The 18072-nt window shown below is 61.8% G+C and carries 16 protein-coding genes; 4 read left to right on the top strand and 12 right to left on the bottom strand.

Annotated features, from left to right (window positions below; translation table 11 throughout):
- Window positions 1-30: 30 nt before the first annotated feature.
- The 3 genes from QLG02_RS10660 to QLG02_RS10650 all read left to right on the top strand — a co-directional run bounded on the left by QLG02_RS10660 (window position 31) and on the right by QLG02_RS10650 (window position 3909).
- A complete protein-coding gene (locus tag QLG02_RS10660) occupies window positions 31-3003 on the top strand; it encodes an HD domain-containing phosphohydrolase (RefSeq protein ID WP_282465141.1) in 2973 nt (990 codons plus the stop codon).
- A 132-nt stretch (window positions 3004-3135) separates the two neighbouring features.
- The gene (locus QLG02_RS10655) at window positions 3136-3486 is read left to right on the top strand and encodes a hypothetical protein (protein ID WP_024944334.1); all 351 of its coding nucleotides are present in this window, start codon (window positions 3136-3138) and stop codon (window positions 3484-3486) included.
- 69 nt (window positions 3487-3555) lie between these two features.
- Window positions 3556-3909, top strand: coding sequence for a hypothetical protein (locus QLG02_RS10650; RefSeq protein WP_282465140.1), 354 nt, complete (start codon window positions 3556-3558; stop codon window positions 3907-3909).
- 42 nt (window positions 3910-3951) lie between these two features.
- Here the strand turns inward: QLG02_RS10650 and QLG02_RS10645 are convergent, their stop codons facing one another.
- The 5 genes from QLG02_RS10645 to rplU form a co-directional block, all read right to left on the bottom strand.
- Window positions 3952-5646 carry an AMP-binding protein gene (locus tag QLG02_RS10645; protein ID WP_282465139.1) on the bottom strand — a complete coding sequence of 565 codons (1695 nt, stop codon included), beginning with the start codon at window positions 5644-5646 and terminating at the stop codon, window positions 3952-3954.
- A gap of 170 nt (window positions 5647-5816) precedes the next feature.
- Window positions 5817-7187 (bottom strand): YjiH family protein, encoded by a 1371-nt coding sequence (locus QLG02_RS10640; protein ID WP_282465138.1) that lies wholly within the window; start codon window positions 7185-7187, stop codon window positions 5817-5819.
- Window positions 7188-7580: 393 nt separating this feature from the next.
- Window positions 7581-8783: an Obg family GTPase CgtA gene (gene cgtA / locus QLG02_RS10635; protein WP_011704870.1), complete on the bottom strand. Its 1203-nt coding sequence runs from the start codon at window positions 8781-8783 to the stop codon at window positions 7581-7583.
- Between the two features lie 190 nt (window positions 8784-8973).
- The gene (gene rpmA / locus QLG02_RS10630) at window positions 8974-9231 is read right to left on the bottom strand and encodes a 50S ribosomal protein L27 (RefSeq protein ID WP_005339028.1); all 258 of its coding nucleotides are present in this window, start codon (window positions 9229-9231) and stop codon (window positions 8974-8976) included.
- Between the two features lie 17 nt (window positions 9232-9248).
- Complete coding sequence (rplU, locus tag QLG02_RS10625; protein WP_005304210.1) at window positions 9249-9560, bottom strand: 50S ribosomal protein L21; 312 nt, start codon at window positions 9558-9560, stop codon at window positions 9249-9251.
- Between the two features lie 242 nt (window positions 9561-9802).
- On the opposite strand from rplU, the gene ispB reads away from it, so the two are divergent.
- A complete protein-coding gene (ispB, locus tag QLG02_RS10620) occupies window positions 9803-10774 on the top strand; it encodes an octaprenyl diphosphate synthase (protein ID WP_101149452.1) in 972 nt (323 codons plus the stop codon).
- 86 nt (window positions 10775-10860) lie between these two features.
- On the opposite strand, the gene QLG02_RS10615 is transcribed toward ispB, so the two are convergent.
- From QLG02_RS10615 to mutL, 7 genes are all read right to left on the bottom strand, one after another.
- Complete coding sequence (locus QLG02_RS10615; RefSeq protein ID WP_011704868.1) at window positions 10861-11049, bottom strand: DUF2065 family protein; 189 nt, start codon at window positions 11047-11049, stop codon at window positions 10861-10863.
- Window positions 11050-11160: 111 nt separating this feature from the next.
- A complete protein-coding gene (gene hflC / locus QLG02_RS10610) occupies window positions 11161-12045 on the bottom strand; it encodes a protease modulator HflC (RefSeq protein ID WP_011704867.1) in 885 nt (294 codons plus the stop codon).
- 3 nt (window positions 12046-12048) lie between these two features.
- Window positions 12049-13200, bottom strand: coding sequence for an FtsH protease activity modulator HflK (hflK, locus tag QLG02_RS10605; RefSeq protein ID WP_077097471.1), 1152 nt, complete (start codon window positions 13198-13200; stop codon window positions 12049-12051).
- A gap of 91 nt (window positions 13201-13291) precedes the next feature.
- Window positions 13292-14578, bottom strand: coding sequence for a ribosome rescue GTPase HflX (gene hflX, locus QLG02_RS10600; protein WP_011704865.1), 1287 nt, complete (start codon window positions 14576-14578; stop codon window positions 13292-13294).
- Window positions 14579-14641: 63 nt separating this feature from the next.
- Complete coding sequence (gene hfq / locus QLG02_RS10595; RefSeq protein ID WP_011704864.1) at window positions 14642-14905, bottom strand: RNA chaperone Hfq; 264 nt, start codon at window positions 14903-14905, stop codon at window positions 14642-14644.
- 70 nt (window positions 14906-14975) lie between these two features.
- Entirely contained in the window at window positions 14976-15893 is a 918-nt protein-coding gene (gene miaA / locus QLG02_RS10590; RefSeq protein ID WP_282465151.1) for a tRNA (adenosine(37)-N6)-dimethylallyltransferase MiaA, read from the bottom strand.
- A 92-nt stretch (window positions 15894-15985) separates the two neighbouring features.
- Window positions 15986-17857, bottom strand: a complete 1872-nt coding sequence (mutL, locus tag QLG02_RS10585) for a DNA mismatch repair endonuclease MutL (RefSeq protein WP_282465137.1) — start codon at window positions 17855-17857, stop codon at window positions 15986-15988.
- Between the last annotated feature and the right edge of the window lie 215 nt (window positions 17858-18072).

The following is an 18072-nucleotide window of genomic DNA, read 5'->3' as shown; positions in this document are numbered from 1 at the left end:
TTTCCGTCGGCCACATCCCGATATCCATGAATGGGTTATTGTGTTTTCTGTCATCCTGTTGGCACACTGCAAGCTGATCGTCTCTGCAATCGCCCGTGTGACAAGGATGTGTCCATGACAACTGCCAGGCCAGGTCGTAAACCCTTCTACGTGCATATCGCCACCCTCTTCATCCTGCTGTTCACCCTGCTCGGCAGCGCCCTCATCGCCTTGCAGTTCCAGCAAGGGGCGCGCCAGGGACTGGAGCACGAGCGACAGAACTTCCTGCAGTATCGCCAGCAGCTGGCCCTCGCCCTGCAACTGAACGAGCGGCCAGCCCGCATGTCGCTCAGCCTGTTGCGCAGCGGCCAGCTGGCCGCCATGACCACGCTGACCGAACGCCTGGCCTATCTGCCGCAACTGGCGGAGGTGCTGGCCAACAGCCCCAGCTATGGGGCCGTCTACGCCGGCTACGAGGATGGCGACTTCTTTCTGGTGCGCAAGCTGACCGAGCGGGCCAGAGCCCAGCTGGGGGGCGTACCGACCGCCAGTACCCTGCTGGTGCAGAGCCTCAGCCAGGGCAAGGGGGAATTTCTCTATTTTGATCAACGGCTGACCCTGCTCGAGCGCCGTGCCATGCCGAACTACCGCTACGATCCCCGCAGCCGCGACTGGTACAAGCAGGCCCGCTGGCGTGCGGGGATCGCCACCACCAGCCCCTATCTGTTCTTCACCACCAAGGAGCCGGGCATGACGCTGGCGGTGGAGAGCGACGACCGGCGCGCCGTGATCGGGCTCGACACCAGCGTCGAGGGGCTGTCGGCCCTGATCGGCAAGCTGCAGCTGCCCGCCCAGAGCCAGGTGATCCTGTTCGACGAGTACGCTACCCTGCTGGCCGCCGACCCCAGACACCTGCCCAGCTTCGAGCAGCTGAGCCAGCTGCCCATGCTGGCGACCCTGCCCCACCCGGCCCTGCCGGATCTGCAGCAGCGGATCATCAGCCAGCCCACCCTGCTGAGCGAGCCGGCGGAGCTCAACCTGACCGCCGCCGATGGCAGCGACTGGCTGGTCAACCTCGCCCCCCTCGGGACCGACTCCCCCTTCCACATCGCCCTGCTGGTCTCGGCCGACCTGCTCTATCAGCAGGCCCGAGACGAAGCCCTGGTCAACCTGGGCTGGGCACTGGCGGGCCTGCTGCTGCTGCTGCCGGTGATCTGGCTGGTCTCGCGGCGCACCGCCACCCCGCTGCTGGCGCTCACCAAGGAGGCGGAGCGGATCCAGCACTTCGATTTTGGCGAGAGCCGGGTCCCCGAGTCGGCCATCCGCGAGATCGACGATCTGGCCCGCACCATGTCTGGCATGCGGCTGACCCTCGGCAACTTCATGAACATGGGGCGGGCGCTGGCGGCCGAACACCGCTTCGACTCCCTGCTCAGCCGCATCCTGCACGAGACCATCGCCGCGGTGCAGGCCGAAGGGGGGTGCCTCTATCTGGCCCAGGAGCGGGGCATGGTGGCGGTACAGGCACTGTGGCGCCAAGCTCCGCTGCCGGCCGGGCAGATCCGCTGGCAACAGGCCCTGTTTGGCGAGCTGGCCCGGGGCGAGCGGCTCAGCCTCGCCATCGACCAGGGTGGCTGGCAGCAGTATCTGGCCGACTGGGGCCCCTTCCCCGGCCCCTGCCAGCTGGTGGCCGAGCCGCTGCGCAACCATCGCCAGGAGCTGAGCGGCTGCCTGCTGCTGATCCTGCCTGACTGCCCGGCCCGCGAGCTGGCCTCGCGCATCAGCCTGATCGAGGCGCTGGCAGGCACCTCGGCCTCCGCCATCGAGAACCAGCGCCTGCTGGAGGAGCAGAAACAGCTGCTGGAATCCTTCATCGAGCTGATGGCTGGCGCCATCGACGCCAAGAGCCCCTACACCGGCGGCCACTGCCAGCGGGTGCCGGAGTTGACCCGGATGCTGACCGAAGCCGCCTGCGCCCAGCAGCAGGGGCCGTTCGCCGAGTTTCGGCTCAACGAGGAGGAGTGGGAGGCCATCCATATCGCCAGCTGGCTGCACGACTGTGGCAAGGTGACCACCCCCGAGTTCGTGGTGGACAAGGCCACCAAGCTGGAGACCCTCTACGACCGGATCCACGAGATCCGCACCCGCTTCGAGGTGCTCAAACGCGACGGCTACATCGAAGCGCTGGCGGCCCGCCTGCCGGCGTCCGAACGGGAAGCAGCCAGGAGCGAGGTAGCTCCGCTCTGGAGCACCCTGGATCAGGAGTTCGCCTTCGTCGCCGAGTGCAACCTGGGCGGTGAGTGGATGGCGCCGGAGAAGCTGGCCAGGCTGGATGCCATCGCCAGCCGCACCTGGCTGCGCACCCTGGACGATCGGCTCGGCATCAGCCGGGAGGAGCTCAAGCTGCGCCAGAACGAGCCGGCCGCGCCACTGCCCTGCGTCGAACCCCTGCTGGCGGACAAGGCCGCCCACCTCATCCCCCGCCCCGCCCACGATCAGCTGGACGAGCGCAACCCCTGGGGCTTCAAGGTGCGAGTGCCCACTCACCTCTACAACCGCGGCGAGCGCTACAACCTCGCCATCAGTCGCGGCACCCTCACCGAGGAGGAGCGCTACAAGATCAACGAACACATCATCCAGACCATTCGCATGCTTGAACGCCTCCCCTTCCCTCGCCATCTGCGCAGCGTGCCCGAGATTGCCGGCGGCCACCACGAGCGAATGGACGGCAAGGGCTATCCGCGCCAGCTGCTGGGCAGCCAGATGAGCATCCCCGCCCGCATCATGGCCATCGCCGACATCTTCGAGGCACTGACCGCCAGCGATCGCCCCTACAAATCGGGCAAGACGGTCTCCCAGTCGCTGGCCATCATGCAGAGCATGGTGCGCGAGCAGCACATCGATCCCGCCCTGTTTGCCCTGTTTGTCAGCAGCGGCATCTGGCGCGACTATGCCGTGCGCTTCCTCGCCCCCGAACAGCTGGATCCCGTGGATGAAACCGCCCTGCTGGCCGCGCTGGCCTAGAGCGGGTCATATTTTCTTACATTTGCGGGCTGGCCTGAGCGTCCCCGGCTGGTTATAACGGTGCCCCTATAGCGAAGGGGGAGCAATAGACTCCCCCTCACTCTTTGTCACACCACACTGTTCAGGTTATCTATGTCAAAGCATCTCATTGTGCTGGGCGCGCTGACGCTGTCCGGCTGCTCCCTGCTGTCTCCCCCCGCCCCCACCGTCACCCCGGTGCACCTGGCCGATGCCAGCCAGCGCGGCTTCTACATCGAGTGCAGCAGCATGACGGCCTGCTTCCAGCAGGCCAACCAGACCTGCCCGCAGGGCTACAAGGAGACCGATCGCCGCCAGCAGACGCTCTACAGCACCCAGTATCTAGGGGGCAGCTACGACGAAGACAAGAAGGTCTACAAGGCGGCCAAGCCCTATCGCGTCGCCAACACGGTCCACTCCCTGACCATCCAGTGTCCGGTCGACATGGGCATCACCCCGCGCTGATCCGCGCCTCGCGGCCGGCGCGGGAGTCCCAGCCGGCCCTTCTCTTGTCTCACCGAGAACGAGCCTCTTATGTCACCCAGAATATGGCTGCTGGGCAGCATCTTGCTGTCCGGCTGCGCCCTGCTGCCGGCGCCCGCCACCGTCAGTGAACTCCCCTCCGCCAATCCCGCCCAGCAACGCTTCCAGATCGAGTGCGGCGCGCCAGAGGAGTGCCAGCAACAGGCGCTCTTGAGCTGCCCCCACGGCTATCAGCAAGTCGATCGAAGCAAGCGCACCATCACCACTCACCAGATGAGCATGGGGGTCGCCGAGCCGGTGACGGGATTTAGCCCAAGCTTCCCCCAGACCAGCACCTTCACCACCCACATGCTGCTGGTGCAGTGCCCCCGCACACCGCCACAACCACATCCGCTTGGACGCTGACGAAAAAGGGCCCACAGGCCCTTTTTCCGTTGTCACCGCCCCTCAGCCCGTCGCCTCGGCGTGCTGGCGGGCCAGCTCGTCGCTCATCAGCTCCCGCATCCTGAATTTTTGCAGCTTGCCGGTCACCGTCATGGGGTACTCCTCCACGAACCGGATGTACCTGGGCACCTTGAAATAGGCGATGCGGGCCGCCAGAAACTGTTTCAGCTCCTCCTCGCTGGCCTCCTGACGGGGTCTGAGCTTGACCCAGGCGCACACCTCTTCGCCATAGCGCTCGCTGTCGACCCCGAACACCGCCGCATCCTGCACCGCCGGATGATCGTAAAGACGCTCTTCGATCTCGCGCGGATAGATGTTCTCGCCACCGCGGATGATCAGCTCCTTGCTGCGCCCGACGATCCGCACATAGCCCTCTTCATCCATGATGCCGATGTCCCCCGAGTGCAGCCACCCCTCTTGGTCGATGGTTTCCGCCGTCTTGACCGGATCCTCCCAGTACCCCTGCATCACCCCGTTGCTGCGACAGCAGATCTCGCCCCGCTCACCGATGGCGACTATCTCTCCGCTGGGGTCGACCAGCTTGATCTCGGTGTGGCCGATGGCGCGGCCGACCGTGGTGACCCGCTTGTCCAGCGGCGCATCGATGGCGGTCATGTGATTGATGGGGCTGCACTCGGTCTGGCCGTAGGCGATGGTCACCTCGGTCATGTGCATCAGGGTCTGCACCTTGCGCATCAAGGGCTCTGGGCAGATGGCGCCGGCCATGATGCCGGTGCGCAGGGAGGAGAGATCGAACTGGTCAAACTCCGCCAGCTCCAGCTCGGCGATGAACATGGTCGGCACCCCGTGCAGGGCGGTGCAGCGCTCCTCGCTCACCATCCGCAAGGTGGCAGCCGGATCGAAGGCTTCGGCCGGAAACAGGGCGCAGGCCCCCACGCTGATGCTGGCCAGGTTGCCGAGCACCATGCCGAAACAGTGGTAGAGCGGCACCGGGATGCAGAGCCGGTCCTGCTCGCTGAACGCCATGCCTTGCGCCACCTGGCGGCCGTTGTTGAGAATGTTGCTGTGGCTGAGGGTGGCCCCCTTGGGGTTGCCCGTGGTGCCCGAGGTGAACTGGATGTTGATGGCGTCATCGGGGTTGAGGGTGGCCGCCACCCGGGCCAGCCAGGCCGGGTTCTGCTGGTCGCCCAGTGTCAGCACCTCGGGGAAGTTGAGCATGCCGGCGCTTTGCTCCTCCCCGAGCCGGATCACCATCTCCAAGCTCGGCAGCCGGGATGATGCGAGACGGCCGGGTGGGCAGTTCGCCAGCTCGGGGGCCAGCTCCCCCAGCATGGCGAGGTAATCGCAGCCCTTGAACGCACTGGCACAGATGAGGGCCCGACAGCCCACGTTGTTGATGGCAAAGGCCAGCTCGTAACTGCGGTAGGCGGGGTTGATGCAGACCATGATGGCCCCGATGCGGGCCGTGGCAAATTGCACCAGGCACCACTCGATGTTGTTCGGCGACCAGATGCCGACCCGATCCCCCGGCCGGATCCCGAGCGCCAGCAGGCCCAGCGCCAACCTGTCTATCTGGGTCAGGTATTCACGGTAGTTCCAGCGGATCTGCTGGTGGCGCACCACCACTGCTGGCCGGTCGGGGAAACGTTCCGCCACCTGTTGCAGGTAGGCGCCTATGGTCTGATGAAGCAGCGGCTGATCGCAGGGACCGGCCCGGTAGCTGAGCAGTGAGGTCATGGGGTGACTCCTGGCCACATAGGTTGGACGTGCCTACTGCTCGGCTGGCGTGTTTTTGCAGCCTGTTACATTAATGTAAAAACAAGGCCTGTAAAAGACTCACTTTGGTCTAATGTCGGCCATAAAAAACGGCCAACCGAAGTTGACCGTGTGACAGGGTGCGAGCCGGATCAGAACAGCAGGTGCGCCACCCCGGCGATGACCGGCAGGGTGATCAGGGTACGCAGCAGGAAGATCACGAACAGCTCCCACAACTTGACCGGGATCTTGCTGCCCAGCAACAGGGCGCCTACTTCCGACATATAGATGAGCTGGGTGACCGACATGGCTGCGATCACGAAGCGGGTGATGTCGCTCTCGATGGTGGAGGCCAGCACCGCCGGGATGAACATGTCGGCGAAGCCGACCATGATGGTCTTGGAGGCCGCTTCTGCCTCCGGCAGTTGCAGCAGCTCCAGCAAGGGCACGAAAGGGGCCCCCAGCCAGTTGAAGATGGAGGTGTGCTCGGCCAGCATCAGGGCGCAGGTGCCGATGGCCATCACCACAGGCAGCACGCCGAAGATCATGTCCAGCGCGTTCTTCACCCCTTCCCGTGCCACTGCCCCCATGTCGGTCATGCCCTCGGCCTTGGTCAGGGCTCGCTCATAACCGTAGCTCAGCATGCTGTGCTGGTGCGGCACCGACTCCTGCTTGCGACACAGGGGAGTTCCGTCGCTGTAGACATCCTTCTTCCAGCAGAGCGGCGGCAGGCGCGGCACCACGATGGCGGCCACCACCCCGGCCAGACAGACGGTCAGGTAGAAGGGCACGAACATGTGCTCCAGCCGAACCTGGGAGATCACCACCAGGCAGAAGGTAATGGAGACGGCAGAGAAGGTGGTGCCGATGACGGCCGCTTCCCGCTGGGTGTAGAACTTGCCTTCGTACTGTTTGCTGGTCAGCAGGATGCCGACGCTGCCATCCCCCAGCCAGGAGGCGAAACAGTCCACCGCGGATCGACCGGGCAGACGGAACACCGGGCGCATGATGCGGGTCATCATGGTGCCGACAAACTCCAGCAGACCGAAATCGAGCAGCAAGGGCAGCAGCAGGCCGGCGAAGATGAAGACGGAGAACAGCACCGGTAGCAGATCATGCAGCACCAGGCCGCCGGTCGCATCGGAACGCAAGGCCGCCGGGCCTGCCTCGAAGAAGGTCAGCAGCACGAAGATACCGCCCAGTACCCGCACGCAGGCCCAGAAGGGGGAGACGTTAAACAGGCTGTTGAGGAAGGGGCGTCTGACCAGGATCGCCGGCTTGAACAGCCAGGCTACCAGCGTCATCAGCATGGTGGTGGTGATGATGGCGCTGACCATGGCCACCAGATAATCGGCAAACACCGTTTGTACCAGCTTCGCCAGCACGGCCACGGGAATGGTGACGTTTCCGTCATAGATGACGGGGGTCATGAACAGCAGGATCCCGATGAGTGACGGGACCAGGAACATCAGCACGTTGCGGCGGGTATTGAGAGCAGGTGCTTGCAGAGTCTTTTCCAGCATGGTCTACAGCCTTAATGTTACTTTTCCTTAGCCAGGCAAACCTGCATATCCATGCTCTCGCCCGGCAAAACGGGCGCAAGAATACACCAATAAAATGCACAAACAAGCTTTTAATGGATCATTTCAAGCATAAATATTTACACAGGCAAACCTTCCATAAGAATGCACGCAAGCAGATACGCATATCAATTCATTGCAATTGGTTAGCATATTGTTTCGACAAGGTTACATTCAGGTGCGCAGTATAATCAGTTGCGGTTGGCAGGCAATAAGTGACATAAGAAATATATCTATTTGGTGATCCGGTCGATCCCCATAAAAAAACCGGAGCCTGGGAAGGCTCCGGTTTCTCAGCACCGGGTGGCGGCGCCATGACCGCGCACGGGAACTGGGTCAGTCACGCACGTAGATGACTTCCACGCCATCATCGTCTTCGTCGTCCCACTCGTCGTCGTCCAGCGATTCATCAAACGCCTTGGAGGCGGCCAGCGCATCGGCTTCAGCCTTGGCCAGCTGGTTCTTGTGGTAGTCGTCCCACTTGAACTCCACCTTCTCGATGGCGTCTTTGGCATCTTCCGCCAGCTGACGGGGCATGGTGTCCAGCAGGTCCAGGATGTCGTAGCAGACCTTCTTGGTCCCTTCCTTGCTGATGGCGGTGATGGCGTAGACAGGGCCTTCATGATTGAGGGCAGTCTTGACGCGATCCATCACTTCCTGCGCCTCTTCTTCCAGGATCAGGTCCATCTTGTTGAACACCAGCCAGCGCGGCTTGCTCGCCAGTTCCGGGCTGTACTTTTCCAGCTCCCGGACAATGGTCACCGCATTTTCGGCCGGATCAGAACCATCGACCGGGCAGATGTCCACCAGATGGATCAGCACGCGGCAGCGCTCGAGGTGCTTGAGGAAGCGGATACCGAGGCCAGCGCCTTCGGCGGCACCTTCGATCAGACCGGGAATGTCGGCGATGACGAAGGAGCGGGAGTTCTCACCACGCACCACGCCCAAGTTCGGAACCAGGGTGGTGAAGGGGTAGTCGGCCACTTTCGGACGGGCCGCAGAGACGGCGCGGATAAAGGTGGACTTGCCGGCGTTGGGCAGACCCAGCATGCCGACGTCGGCCAGTAGCAACAGCTCCAGCTTCAGGGTACGCACTTCACCCGGGGTACCGTTGCTCTTCTGGCGCGGTGCCCGGTTGACGGAGCTCTTGAAACGGGTGTTGCCCAGACCGTGGAAGCCGCCCTTGGCAACCAGCAGCTTCTGCTCGTGGTGGGTCAGGTCACCCAGCAGTTCGCCGGTGTCTTCATCGCTGGCGCGGGTGCCGACCGGTACGCGCAGGATCCTGTCCTTGCCACGACGGCCGGTACAGTTGGCGCTCTGGCCATTCTCGCCACGTTCGGCGGCGTGAAAACGCTCGAAACGGTAGTCGATTAGGGTATTCAGGTTTTCATCGGCAACCAGATATACGTCGCCACCGTCACCGCCGTCACCGCCGTCCGGGCCGCCGTTCGGAATGTACTTCTCACGACGAAAGCTCACACAACCGTTACCACCGTCACCGGCATCGACTCGAATCTGGACTTCATCAACAAACTTCATAGGTAACCGTCACCTTAATTCGAAAAACCGATACGCAATTATAGTGGTACAGACCCCTGCGGGCGATACGCATCTTGCCAAGCATGCCCTTTCAGAGCCAGGGTCAGCTGCGTGCCGTTTTTTCGTAAACTGCTGCAGAAAAACAAAAGCCCCGCCTGTTGGCGGGGCTTCGGATCCTTGCGGTCCGTAATTACTCAGCAACGATGCTAACGTACTTACGGTTCAGCGGACCTTTAACTTCGAACAGGATTTTACCAGTCGCAGTAGCGAACAGGGTGTGATCCTTGCCCAGACCAACGTTGGTACCGGCGTGGAACTTGGTGCCACGCTGACGAACGATGATGCTGCCAGCCAGAACTGTTTCGCCGCCGAAACGCTTCACGCCCAGGCGTTTAGCTTCTGAATCGCGGCCGTTGCGGGATGAACCGCCAGCTTTTTTGTGTGCCATCTATCGTACTCCTCTAATTAAGCGCTGATGCCAGTGATTTTGACTTCAGTGAACCACTGACGGTGGCCCGCTTGCTTACGGTGGTGCTTACGACGACGGAACTTGACGATAGTCACTTTCTCGCCACGGCCGTGAGCCACAACTTCAGCTACAACCTTGCCACCTTCAACGAAAGGAGCACCTACTTTAAAAGTGTCGCCTGCAGCAACCATCAGCACTTCGTTGAAGTCGATGGTAGCGCCAGTCTCAACGTTCAGCTTTTCCAGACGAACGATTTGACCTTCGGCCACACGGTGTTGTTTTCCGCCGCTTTGGAATACCGCGTACATTTGATTAACTCCGTAAAGGCGTGTCTTTTGCTCAAGGCCAGACACGCGCAAAAACCTATAACAATGGGCCGGCATTCTACGCAAATCGATTTGCTCAGGCAAGGCCAATTTAGCAAAAAGTTTATTTTGTGCGCATATCTGCCGCCGTGAACAAACGCTTAACTGTAACCCATTGTGAAATCGTGTAGAATCCCCGCCATTGCTAAAATCGCAGTCATCACTGCCGTCACGTTACGAGACTTATGGACCAACAGACTATCCGTGCGCTCTGTGCCGCCGACATGACGGCGGTCAATGAACTGATCTTGGCGAGACTCCAGTCCGATGTCAGCCTGATCAACCAGCTGGGTTTCTATATTGTCAGTGCAGGCGGGAAACGGATGCGCCCCATGCTGACCGTCATGGCCGCCCGCGCACTGGGATACGAAGGTGAAGATCACCTGAAACTGGCTGCCATCATCGAATTCATTCATACCTCCACCCTGCTGCACGACGACGTGGTCGACGAATCCGACCTGCGCCGCGGCCGGGAAACCGCAAACGCCCTGTTTGGCAATGCCGCCAGCGTGCTGGTCGGTGACTATCTCTACAGCCGCTCCTTCCAGATGATGAGCGAGCTCTCCAACCTGCGGGTGATGGAGATCCTCTCCGATGCCACCAATACCATCGCCGAAGGGGAAGTGTTGCAGCTGATGAACTGCAACGATCCGGATACCACCGAAGAGAGCTACATGACGGTCATCTACTGCAAGACCGCCAAGCTGTTCGAGGCGGCCACCCGCCTCGCCGCCGTGCTGACCCATCAGCCCGCGCCCGTCGAGCAGGCCATGACCGACTACGGCAAGTATCTGGGCACCGCCTTCCAGATCATCGACGATGTGATGGACTACTGCTCCCAGAGCGACGAGATGGGCAAGAACGTCGGCGACGATCTGGCCGAAGGCAAACCCACCCTGCCGCTGCTGCGAGCCATGGAAGTGGGTAGCCCGGATGAGCGCCAGCTGGTGCGCGATGCCATCGAGCACCGCAACGGCATGGAGCACCTCGACCGGATCCTGGCCATCCTCGACCGTACCGGCGCGCTGGAATACTCCCGCATGCGGGCCCGGGAAGAGGCCGACAAGGCCATCGCGGCCCTCGCCATCCTGCCGGACTCCCAGCACAAACAGGCATTGGCAACACTGGCCCACATGGCGGTGCAGCGCAGCGCCTGATGCCAGTCAGAGCACAATAAAAAAGAGGCCCTTTGGCCTCTTTTTTATTGTCTGGCAAACACAGTCTGGCTCACTCAGACCATCCTCTAACGTGCCAGCGCCCACAGAATCACGGCCCCGGCCACCACCAGACAGCCGCCGATGCGGCGCAGCTGCTCGGTGGGCTGCTCGCTCAGCAGCCGCAACATCTGTTGCCAGGCGCGCGGCATCAGCAGCGGTCCCAGCCCCTCGAACAGCAACAGCAAGCCCAGTCCCATCAAGATGGATGTCAGCATCACCTCTCCTCTCAACCACAATGTCCACAAGCTGCCGGAGCACCGGCAACCCCCTGACCGCCAAACAAAAGGGCCTGAATCATCAGGCCCTTGGGTATCATTGCGACTCGCTTACTGCTTGCTGCCGTGCGGCGACTTGAGGTAGCGGAAGAACTCGCTGTCCGGCTTGAGGACCATCAGGTCATTGCCACCGGCAAAGCTCTTGCGATAGGCCTCCATGCTGCGCACGAAGCTGAAAAACTCGGGGTCTTTCTTGTAGCTGTCGGCATAGATCTTAGCGGCCTCGGCATCCCCTTCACCACGCAGCTGACGGGCGTTACTCTCGGCGTCGGCGATCATCACTGTCACCTTGCGGTCGATGTCGGCGCGCAGGATCTCGGCCTGCTCGCGGCCCTGGGAGCGATGCTCACGGGCTACCGCAGTCCGCTCGGCACGCATCCGCTGATAGATGGAGCTGGAAACTTCCACCGGCAGGTTGATCTGCTTGATGCGCACATCAACCACCTTGATGCCGAGCTCGGAGGAGCGCGCCATCTTCATCAGGGCATCTTCCATCACGGTACTGCGCTCACCGGAGACGATGTCCTTGATGGTGCGGTTACCGATCTCGGAACGCAGACCGTTGTTGATCTTGCGCTTGAGCAGGTCTTCGGCCTGGATCTTGTTGCCACCACCGGTCGCCAGGTAGTACTTGGAGAAGTCCTCGATCTTCCACTTCACGTAGGAGTCGATGATGAGATCTTTCTTCTCGGACGTAACGAAGCGATCCGCCTGGCCTTCCAGGGTCTGGATGCGGGCATCCATCTTGCGAACCTGGTCGATGAGCGGCACTTTGAAGTGCAGGCCCGGCTCGTACAGGCGCGGTTCACCGGAGTCGACCCGCTTCACCTTGCCGAACTGCACCACAATGCCCTTCTGGCCTTCATCGACGATGAAGACCGACGAGAAGCAGACCATGGCGGCCACAGCGATGACACCAATAGCTATCTTTTTCATCTATTAGTTTCTCCCTGAGCTGAAACGGTCACCGCTACGCAGCGGAGTCGGAGTGGAGTTGGCCCCTTCGTTGGACGGCGGGGTCTGTTCCACCACCGGCGCACCTGCCGGACGGGTCGGTTGCACTGCGGTCGCCTTGCCGGAAAGCTTGTCGAGCGGCAGATAGATCATGCTGTTGTTGCCAGCCGGCATGTCGACCACCACCTTGTTGGCCTGCTGATACAGCTCTTCCATGGTCTCCAGGTAGATACGATCGCGGGTCAGCTCGGGCGCAGCCTGATACTGGGGCAGCAACTCGTTGAAGCGAGCGACTTCACCCTTGGCCTTCAGCACGATCTGGGACTTGTAGGCTTCGGCCTCCTGCTCCAGACGCTTGACCTGACCACGGGCCTTCGGCTCCACTTCACGGGCATAGGCTTCGGCTTCACGAATGAAGCGCTGTTCATCTTCCTGGGCGGAGATGGCGTCATCGAAGGCGTCTTTCACCTCTTCCGGCGGACGTGCCGGCAGGAAGTTGACGTCGACGATCTGCAGACCCATGTGATACGGCTCGATGATGCTGTCGATCACCTGCCAGGTCTCCTGGCGCACCTTCTCACGACCGGTGGTCAGCACGTCATCCATCCGGGTGTGACCCACCACGTAACGCAGGGCGCTGTCGGTGGCCTGGCTCAGACTCTCGTCGGCGTTGGTGACGCTGAACAGATACTGCTCCGGGTCGACCACGCGATACTGCACGTCCATCTCGACCCGCACCACGTTCTCGTCCTGGGTCAGCATGAAACCGGAAGCCGGCAGGGAGCGAACCGATTCCACGTCCACCGGGATCACCCGGTCGATGAAGGTTGGCTTCCAGCGCAGGCCGGGATCCACGTTGTGGGAGTATTCGCCAAAGCGCAGCACCACGCCCCGCTCGGCTTCACGAATGGTATAGAAGCCGCTGACGACCCACACCACTACCGCCACCACCAGGGCGATGGAGAGGCCAAACTTGCCTACATCGCCACCACCAGACTTGCCGCCACCGAGCAGACCACCAAAACGGCGGCTCACCTTGCGCAGCATCTCGTCCAAATCAGGGGGTCCCTGATTCTTGCCGTTGTTCCCCCAGGGGTCACGGTCTTTGCCGTTGTTACCAGGCTCATTCCAAGCCATCAGCGTCTCCATTAATACATGCGGATGGATATCATCTCTATCGGGCCATCAACCGTTGATGAAGCCAGCAAACATTCATCTCATCGACAAATCAATGCCTGATAAAGCGTTGTAAACTCTCACCTTCTTGTTTCATGAGGCGGTTCCAGTCAGCCAGTTGCAGGCGGACTTCCAACACAAAATCCCCCTCCTCGCTGAAACCTTCCTGCTCGATGCCCTTGAGGCGATAGAGCGCACTGCGCAATCTGGCGGCCGAAGGCGGCAACTGCAGGGTGTGGTGCACCATGGATCCGGCCAGCAATTCAGTCAGTGCCGTAAACAGGTCCGCACACCCTTCCCCGGTCTGGGCTGACAGCCAGACCCGTACCGGGCGCCCCTCTTCGTCACGCTCCAGCCCGACCGGATGTTCACCCAGCTTGTCGATCTTGTTGCAGATCATCAGCTGGGGTCGGTCATCGGCTTCGATCTCGGCCAGCACCTGCTGCACCGACTCGATATTTTCCTGCATCTGCTCATCGGCACAGTCCACCACGTGCAGCAGCAGGTCCGCTTCGCGGGTCTCCTGCAGCGTCGCCTTGAAGGCCGCGACCAGATCATGGGGCAAGTGTCGAATAAATCCAACTGTATCCGCCAGAATCACATCACCCACATCCTGGATCACCAATTTGCGCAGGGTCGGATCCAAGGTTGCGAACAATTGGTCGGCAGCATACACGCTGGCAGCTGTAAGTTGGTTGAACAAAGTGGACTTTCCGGCGTTGGTGTAACCCACCAGGGAAACGGTCGGCACCTCGTTGCGGTTGCGGGCACGACGCCCCTGCTCCCGCTGTTTGGCCACCTTGTCGAGCCGACGCAAAATCGCCTTGATGCGCTCACGCAACAGGCGACGGTCGGTTTCCAGCTGAGTTTCACCCGGGCCGCGCAGGCCGATCCCGCCCTTCTGACGTTCAAGGTGGGTCCAGCCTCGCACCAGGCGAGTAGAAAGATGGCGTAACTGGGCCAGTTCGACCTGCAACTTGCCTTCGTGGGTACGGGCGCGCTGGGCAAAGATATCGAGGATCAGGCCGGTCCTGTCCACTACCCGGCACTGGAACAGACGCTCCAGGTTGCGCTCCTGGGCAGGGGTCAGGGCATGGTTGAAGATGACGACGTCGGCATCCAGCATCTGGACCTGGGACGCTATCTCTTCAGCCTTGCCGCTGCCGACAAAAAATTTGGCGCTGGGCGCACTGCGGCTGGTGGTGATCACCCCCAGCGCATTGACCCCGGCCGAGCTCACCAGCATCTTGAGCTCTTCCAGATCCTCCCGCTCACCCTCATCACTGAAGTTGACATGTACCAGAACGGCCTGTTCGCCGGCTTCATAACGGTCAAACAAGCGCTTGCTCCTTGACAGGAATCATGATGAATCTGGGTTGACGAGTCGCCTCGTCCCGGGATATCACGCCTCGGCTTCACCCTGCTCTTCGCCAGCCGCGCCCGGCGCATGCTGGTGGTGGTTGACGGCACGGGCCGGCACCACGGTAGAGATGGCGTGCTTGTAGACCATCTGGCTCACGGTGTTCTTCAGCAAAATGACAAACTGGTCAAACGATTCGATCTGACCCTGCAGTTTGATGCCGTTCACCAAATAGATAGAAACAGGAATCCGCTCACGGCGCAGCGCATTCAAAAACGGGTCTTGGAGAGATTGCCCCTTAGCCATCTTCTTTTCCTTATAGTTTGTTGTTTTTAAACACCGGATATCAATATAACAACCTGATTATACAGGAGTGTCAAGCCACTCCGGCACGGGCGACGACCCTTGCCAGATTGCCAGACTCACCAGATTCCAACCAGGTCACATCAGACCAACCGCGCAACCAGGTCATTTGACGCTTGGCCAACTGGCGGGTGGCAACAATTCCGCGATAGCGCATCTCATCATACTCCACTTCCCCCGCCAGGTAGTCCCACATTTGGCGGTATCCCACGCAGCGGATGGAGGGAAGATCCGGGGTGAGATCGCCCCGTTGATAGAGCGCCCTGACTTCCTGTTCAAAGCCGCCCTGCAGCATCTTGTCAAAGCGCAGCTCGATGCGCTGGTGCAGCACGGCGCGATCGCTCGGTGCGATGGCAAACTGCAGCACCCGATAGGGCAGCCCCTCCCCCTGCACTTGGGTCAGCTCGGTGAGCGTCTTGCCGCTGATGCGGTAGACCTCGAGCGCCCGGCTGAGCCGTTGCGGGTCATTGGGATGGATGCGGGCACCGGCCACCGGGTCGATGCGCACCAGTTCATCGTGCAGTGCCTGCCAGCCCAGACGGGCGGCCTCCTCCTCGATGCCGGCCCGAATGACGGGGTCGGCGGAGGGCAACGGAGAGAGCCCTTCCTGCAGCGCCTTGAAATAGAGCATGGTGCCGCCCACCAGCAGCGGAATGCGGCCGCGCTCGGCAATCTCTTTCATCTCCCGCAGCGCATCGCGGCAAAAATCGGCCGCCGAATAGCTCATGGCGGGGTCCAGGATATCGATCAGCCGGTGCGGGGCTCTTGCCAGTTCATCGGCGGTCGGCTTGGCCGTGCCGATATCCATGCCGCGATAGATGAGCGCGGAATCCACGCTGATAATGTCGCAGGGCAGCGCCTGGCACAGTTCGATGGCGAGATCCGTCTTGCCGGAGGCCGTCGGCCCCATCAGAAAAATTGCAGTCGGCAAGTCAGCCACGTAAAAAACTCCCCTTGCATGGTCGCCGCCTGTGCGGCGCACCTGCAAAAAACTGGTTTATGGGTTCAAGAGGGACATTCCCCTCAATGGCCATCGGCAAACTCGGCCAGCACGCTCGCCAGCGCCAGCGCCAGCGGGCGCACCATGCGAACGTCTGCCAGTTGGTCACTGAAATCGGCAACAAGTTCCGTCAGCAGGCGGTTGGCCGTGGCAAAATCGTATACTTTTTCGCGACTTATCCCCTGCTCCACCAGCCATTGGCATAGTACTTCAGCCTGCTGGCCGGCATCACTGTCAGATCCGCTCTCGATCAGTTGCAGCAATTCGGGTAATAAGCGCACCAGATCGGTCTGGCGCAGCAACGCCGGCACCCGAGTCAGGATCATGGTGTCGCGCCCGCCGCTTTTCAACTCCAGCCCCATCCGTTTGAGCAAACGATCCTGCTCTTCGACCAGCGCGACCAGGTTTTTCGGCAGCTTGAAGGAGACCGGCAGCAGCAGTGGCTGGGCCGCCAGCCCCTGGCCCCAGGTTTCCAGCAGCCAGTGGCGCAGCAGCAGGCGCTCGGCCCGCACCAGCGACAGCAGGGCCAGCCGGTTGTCCCGCTCCAGCAACAGATAGGCCTGTTCCACCAGGGTCAATGCCCGCCACGTCCCCGCTTTGGCGGGCACGGCAGCAACAGGCGCGGTTTCTGCCTCTGCCAGCGGCGTACCCTGCACCGCCGGCAGGGTGGTGAGCAGCGATCCCATGCCGCGCATCGCCTCCCGGCTGGGGGGCTCGGGCGGCTGGTAGTTGCCGGCCCGCCCGGTACTACTGCCTTCCCGCACTTCCCGAGCCGGCGCCCGGTAGTTGTGCTCGGCGCCATACCACTCGGCTCTGGGAGCCTGACCCGGATACTCGATGGGGGCACTGACCGGCAGCTCGACCAGGGTCTCGGCCAGGGGCTCGTCGCTGGCCGCTCCTTGCTGGCGCAGGGCAGTAAACAGCGCCTGAAAGATAAAGTCGTGAATGAGGCGTGCCTGATGAAAACGCACCTCATGCTTGGCCGGATGGACGTTGACGTCCACCTGACGCGGATCCAGCTCGATGTAGAGCACGTAGGCCGCGAACCGGTCGGCCGGCAGCAGCTCGTCATAGGCCTGACGAATGGCATGATTGATGAGCTTGTCGCGCATCATGCGGCCGTTGACATAGGTGTATTGCAGATCGTTCTGCGGTCTGGCGCCCTCGGGGGTCGCCAGCCAGCCCCACAGCCGCACGTCGCTGTGCTCGCTCTCCACCGCCAGCGCGTGGTGCATGAAGGGAGAGCCGCACACCGCGACGAGCCGGCGCTCCTGCTCCGCCACCGTATTGGCGGCCTTGTACTGACGCACCACCTTGCCGTTGTGGCGCAGGATCAGGGTGACGTCGAAGCGGGAGAGCGCGATGCGGCGCACCAGCTCGTCGATGTGGGCGAACTCGGTCTTTTCGCTACGCATGAACTTGCGCCGCGCCGGGGTGTTGAAGAAGAGGTCCACCACCTCCACCGTGGTGCCCACCGGGTGGGCCGCCGGCTTGACGGTGACGCTCATCTCGCGCCCTTCAGCCTGCGCCTGCCAGGCCTCGCTCTGCTCCGCCGTGCGGGAGGTGAAAGTGAGCCGGGAGACCGAACTGATGGAGGCAAGCGCCTCGCCGCGAAAGCCCAGGCTGTTGATCCCTTCCAGATCGTCGAGAGTCGCCACCTTGGAGGTGGCGTGGCGCGACAACGCCAGCACCAGCTCGTCCTTGGCGACACCACCGCCATTGTCGCGAATGCGAATGAGCTTGGCACCGCCCTTGTCGATATCGATCTCGACCCGGTCGGCGCCCGCATCCAGGCTGTTTTCCACCAGCTCCTTGACCACGGAGGAGGGCCGCTCCACCACCTCACCGGCAGCAATCTGGTTGGCCAGAATCGGCGGCAATATACGGATTGGCATCGCTTACTCCTGCTGGTTGAACGGGGTGGCTGTGGCAATCGCCCCGGATGAGAGCCACGCCGCCGTACCACAGCCCACGCTCGTCTGGCTGGCCAGCACAGGGGACAAGATACGGATCGGCATCACTGACTCCTGATGATTAAAGGCGCGGGTAATCGGCGGGATTCGATGACGGCTCACCGGACCCGTCCCTGTCAGTGGCAGGGACGGGTCCT

It is taken from the genome of Aeromonas sp. V90_14 (genome assembly GCF_029967615.1).
In the GTDB taxonomy this organism is placed as follows: domain Bacteria; phylum Pseudomonadota; class Gammaproteobacteria; order Enterobacterales; family Aeromonadaceae; genus Aeromonas; species Aeromonas hydrophila.
Note: the sequence above shows the minus strand (reverse complement) of the source record. Positions and strands in the feature narration are given on the sequence as shown.

Bases quoted from the DNA above. Each gene is read 5' to 3' on its own strand.
- mutL (WP_282465137.1), bottom strand. From the start codon at position 17,857: ATGCCAATCCGTATATTGCCGCCGATTCTGGCCAACCAGATTGCTGCC.
- hfq (WP_011704864.1), bottom strand. From the start codon at position 14,905: ATGGCTAAGGGGCAATCTCTCCAAGACCCGTTTTTGAATGCGCTGCGC.
- rplU (WP_005304210.1), bottom strand. From the start codon at position 9,560: ATGTACGCGGTATTCCAAAGCGGCGGAAAACAACACCGTGTGGCCGAA.
- QLG02_RS10655 (WP_024944334.1), top strand. From the start codon at position 3,136: ATGTCAAAGCATCTCATTGTGCTGGGCGCGCTGACGCTGTCCGGCTGC.
- hflC (WP_011704867.1), bottom strand. From the start codon at position 12,045: ATGAAAAAGATAGCTATTGGTGTCATCGCTGTGGCCGCCATGGTCTGC.
- cgtA (WP_011704870.1), bottom strand. From the start codon at position 8,783: ATGAAGTTTGTTGATGAAGTCCAGATTCGAGTCGATGCCGGTGACGGT.
- QLG02_RS10660 (WP_282465141.1), top strand. From the start codon at position 31: ATGGGTTATTGTGTTTTCTGTCATCCTGTTGGCACACTGCAAGCTGAT.
- ispB (WP_101149452.1), top strand. From the start codon at position 9,803: ATGGACCAACAGACTATCCGTGCGCTCTGTGCCGCCGACATGACGGCG.
- hflK (WP_077097471.1), bottom strand. From the start codon at position 13,200: ATGGCTTGGAATGAGCCTGGTAACAACGGCAAAGACCGTGACCCCTGG.
- rpmA (WP_005339028.1), bottom strand. From the start codon at position 9,231: ATGGCACACAAAAAAGCTGGCGGTTCATCCCGCAACGGCCGCGATTCA.
- QLG02_RS10615 (WP_011704868.1), bottom strand. From the start codon at position 11,049: ATGCTGACATCCATCTTGATGGGACTGGGCTTGCTGTTGCTGTTCGAG.
- QLG02_RS10640 (WP_282465138.1), bottom strand. From the start codon at position 7,187: ATGCTGGAAAAGACTCTGCAAGCACCTGCTCTCAATACCCGCCGCAAC.
- QLG02_RS10650 (WP_282465140.1), top strand. From the start codon at position 3,556: ATGTCACCCAGAATATGGCTGCTGGGCAGCATCTTGCTGTCCGGCTGC.
- QLG02_RS10645 (WP_282465139.1), bottom strand. From the start codon at position 5,646: ATGACCTCACTGCTCAGCTACCGGGCCGGTCCCTGCGATCAGCCGCTG.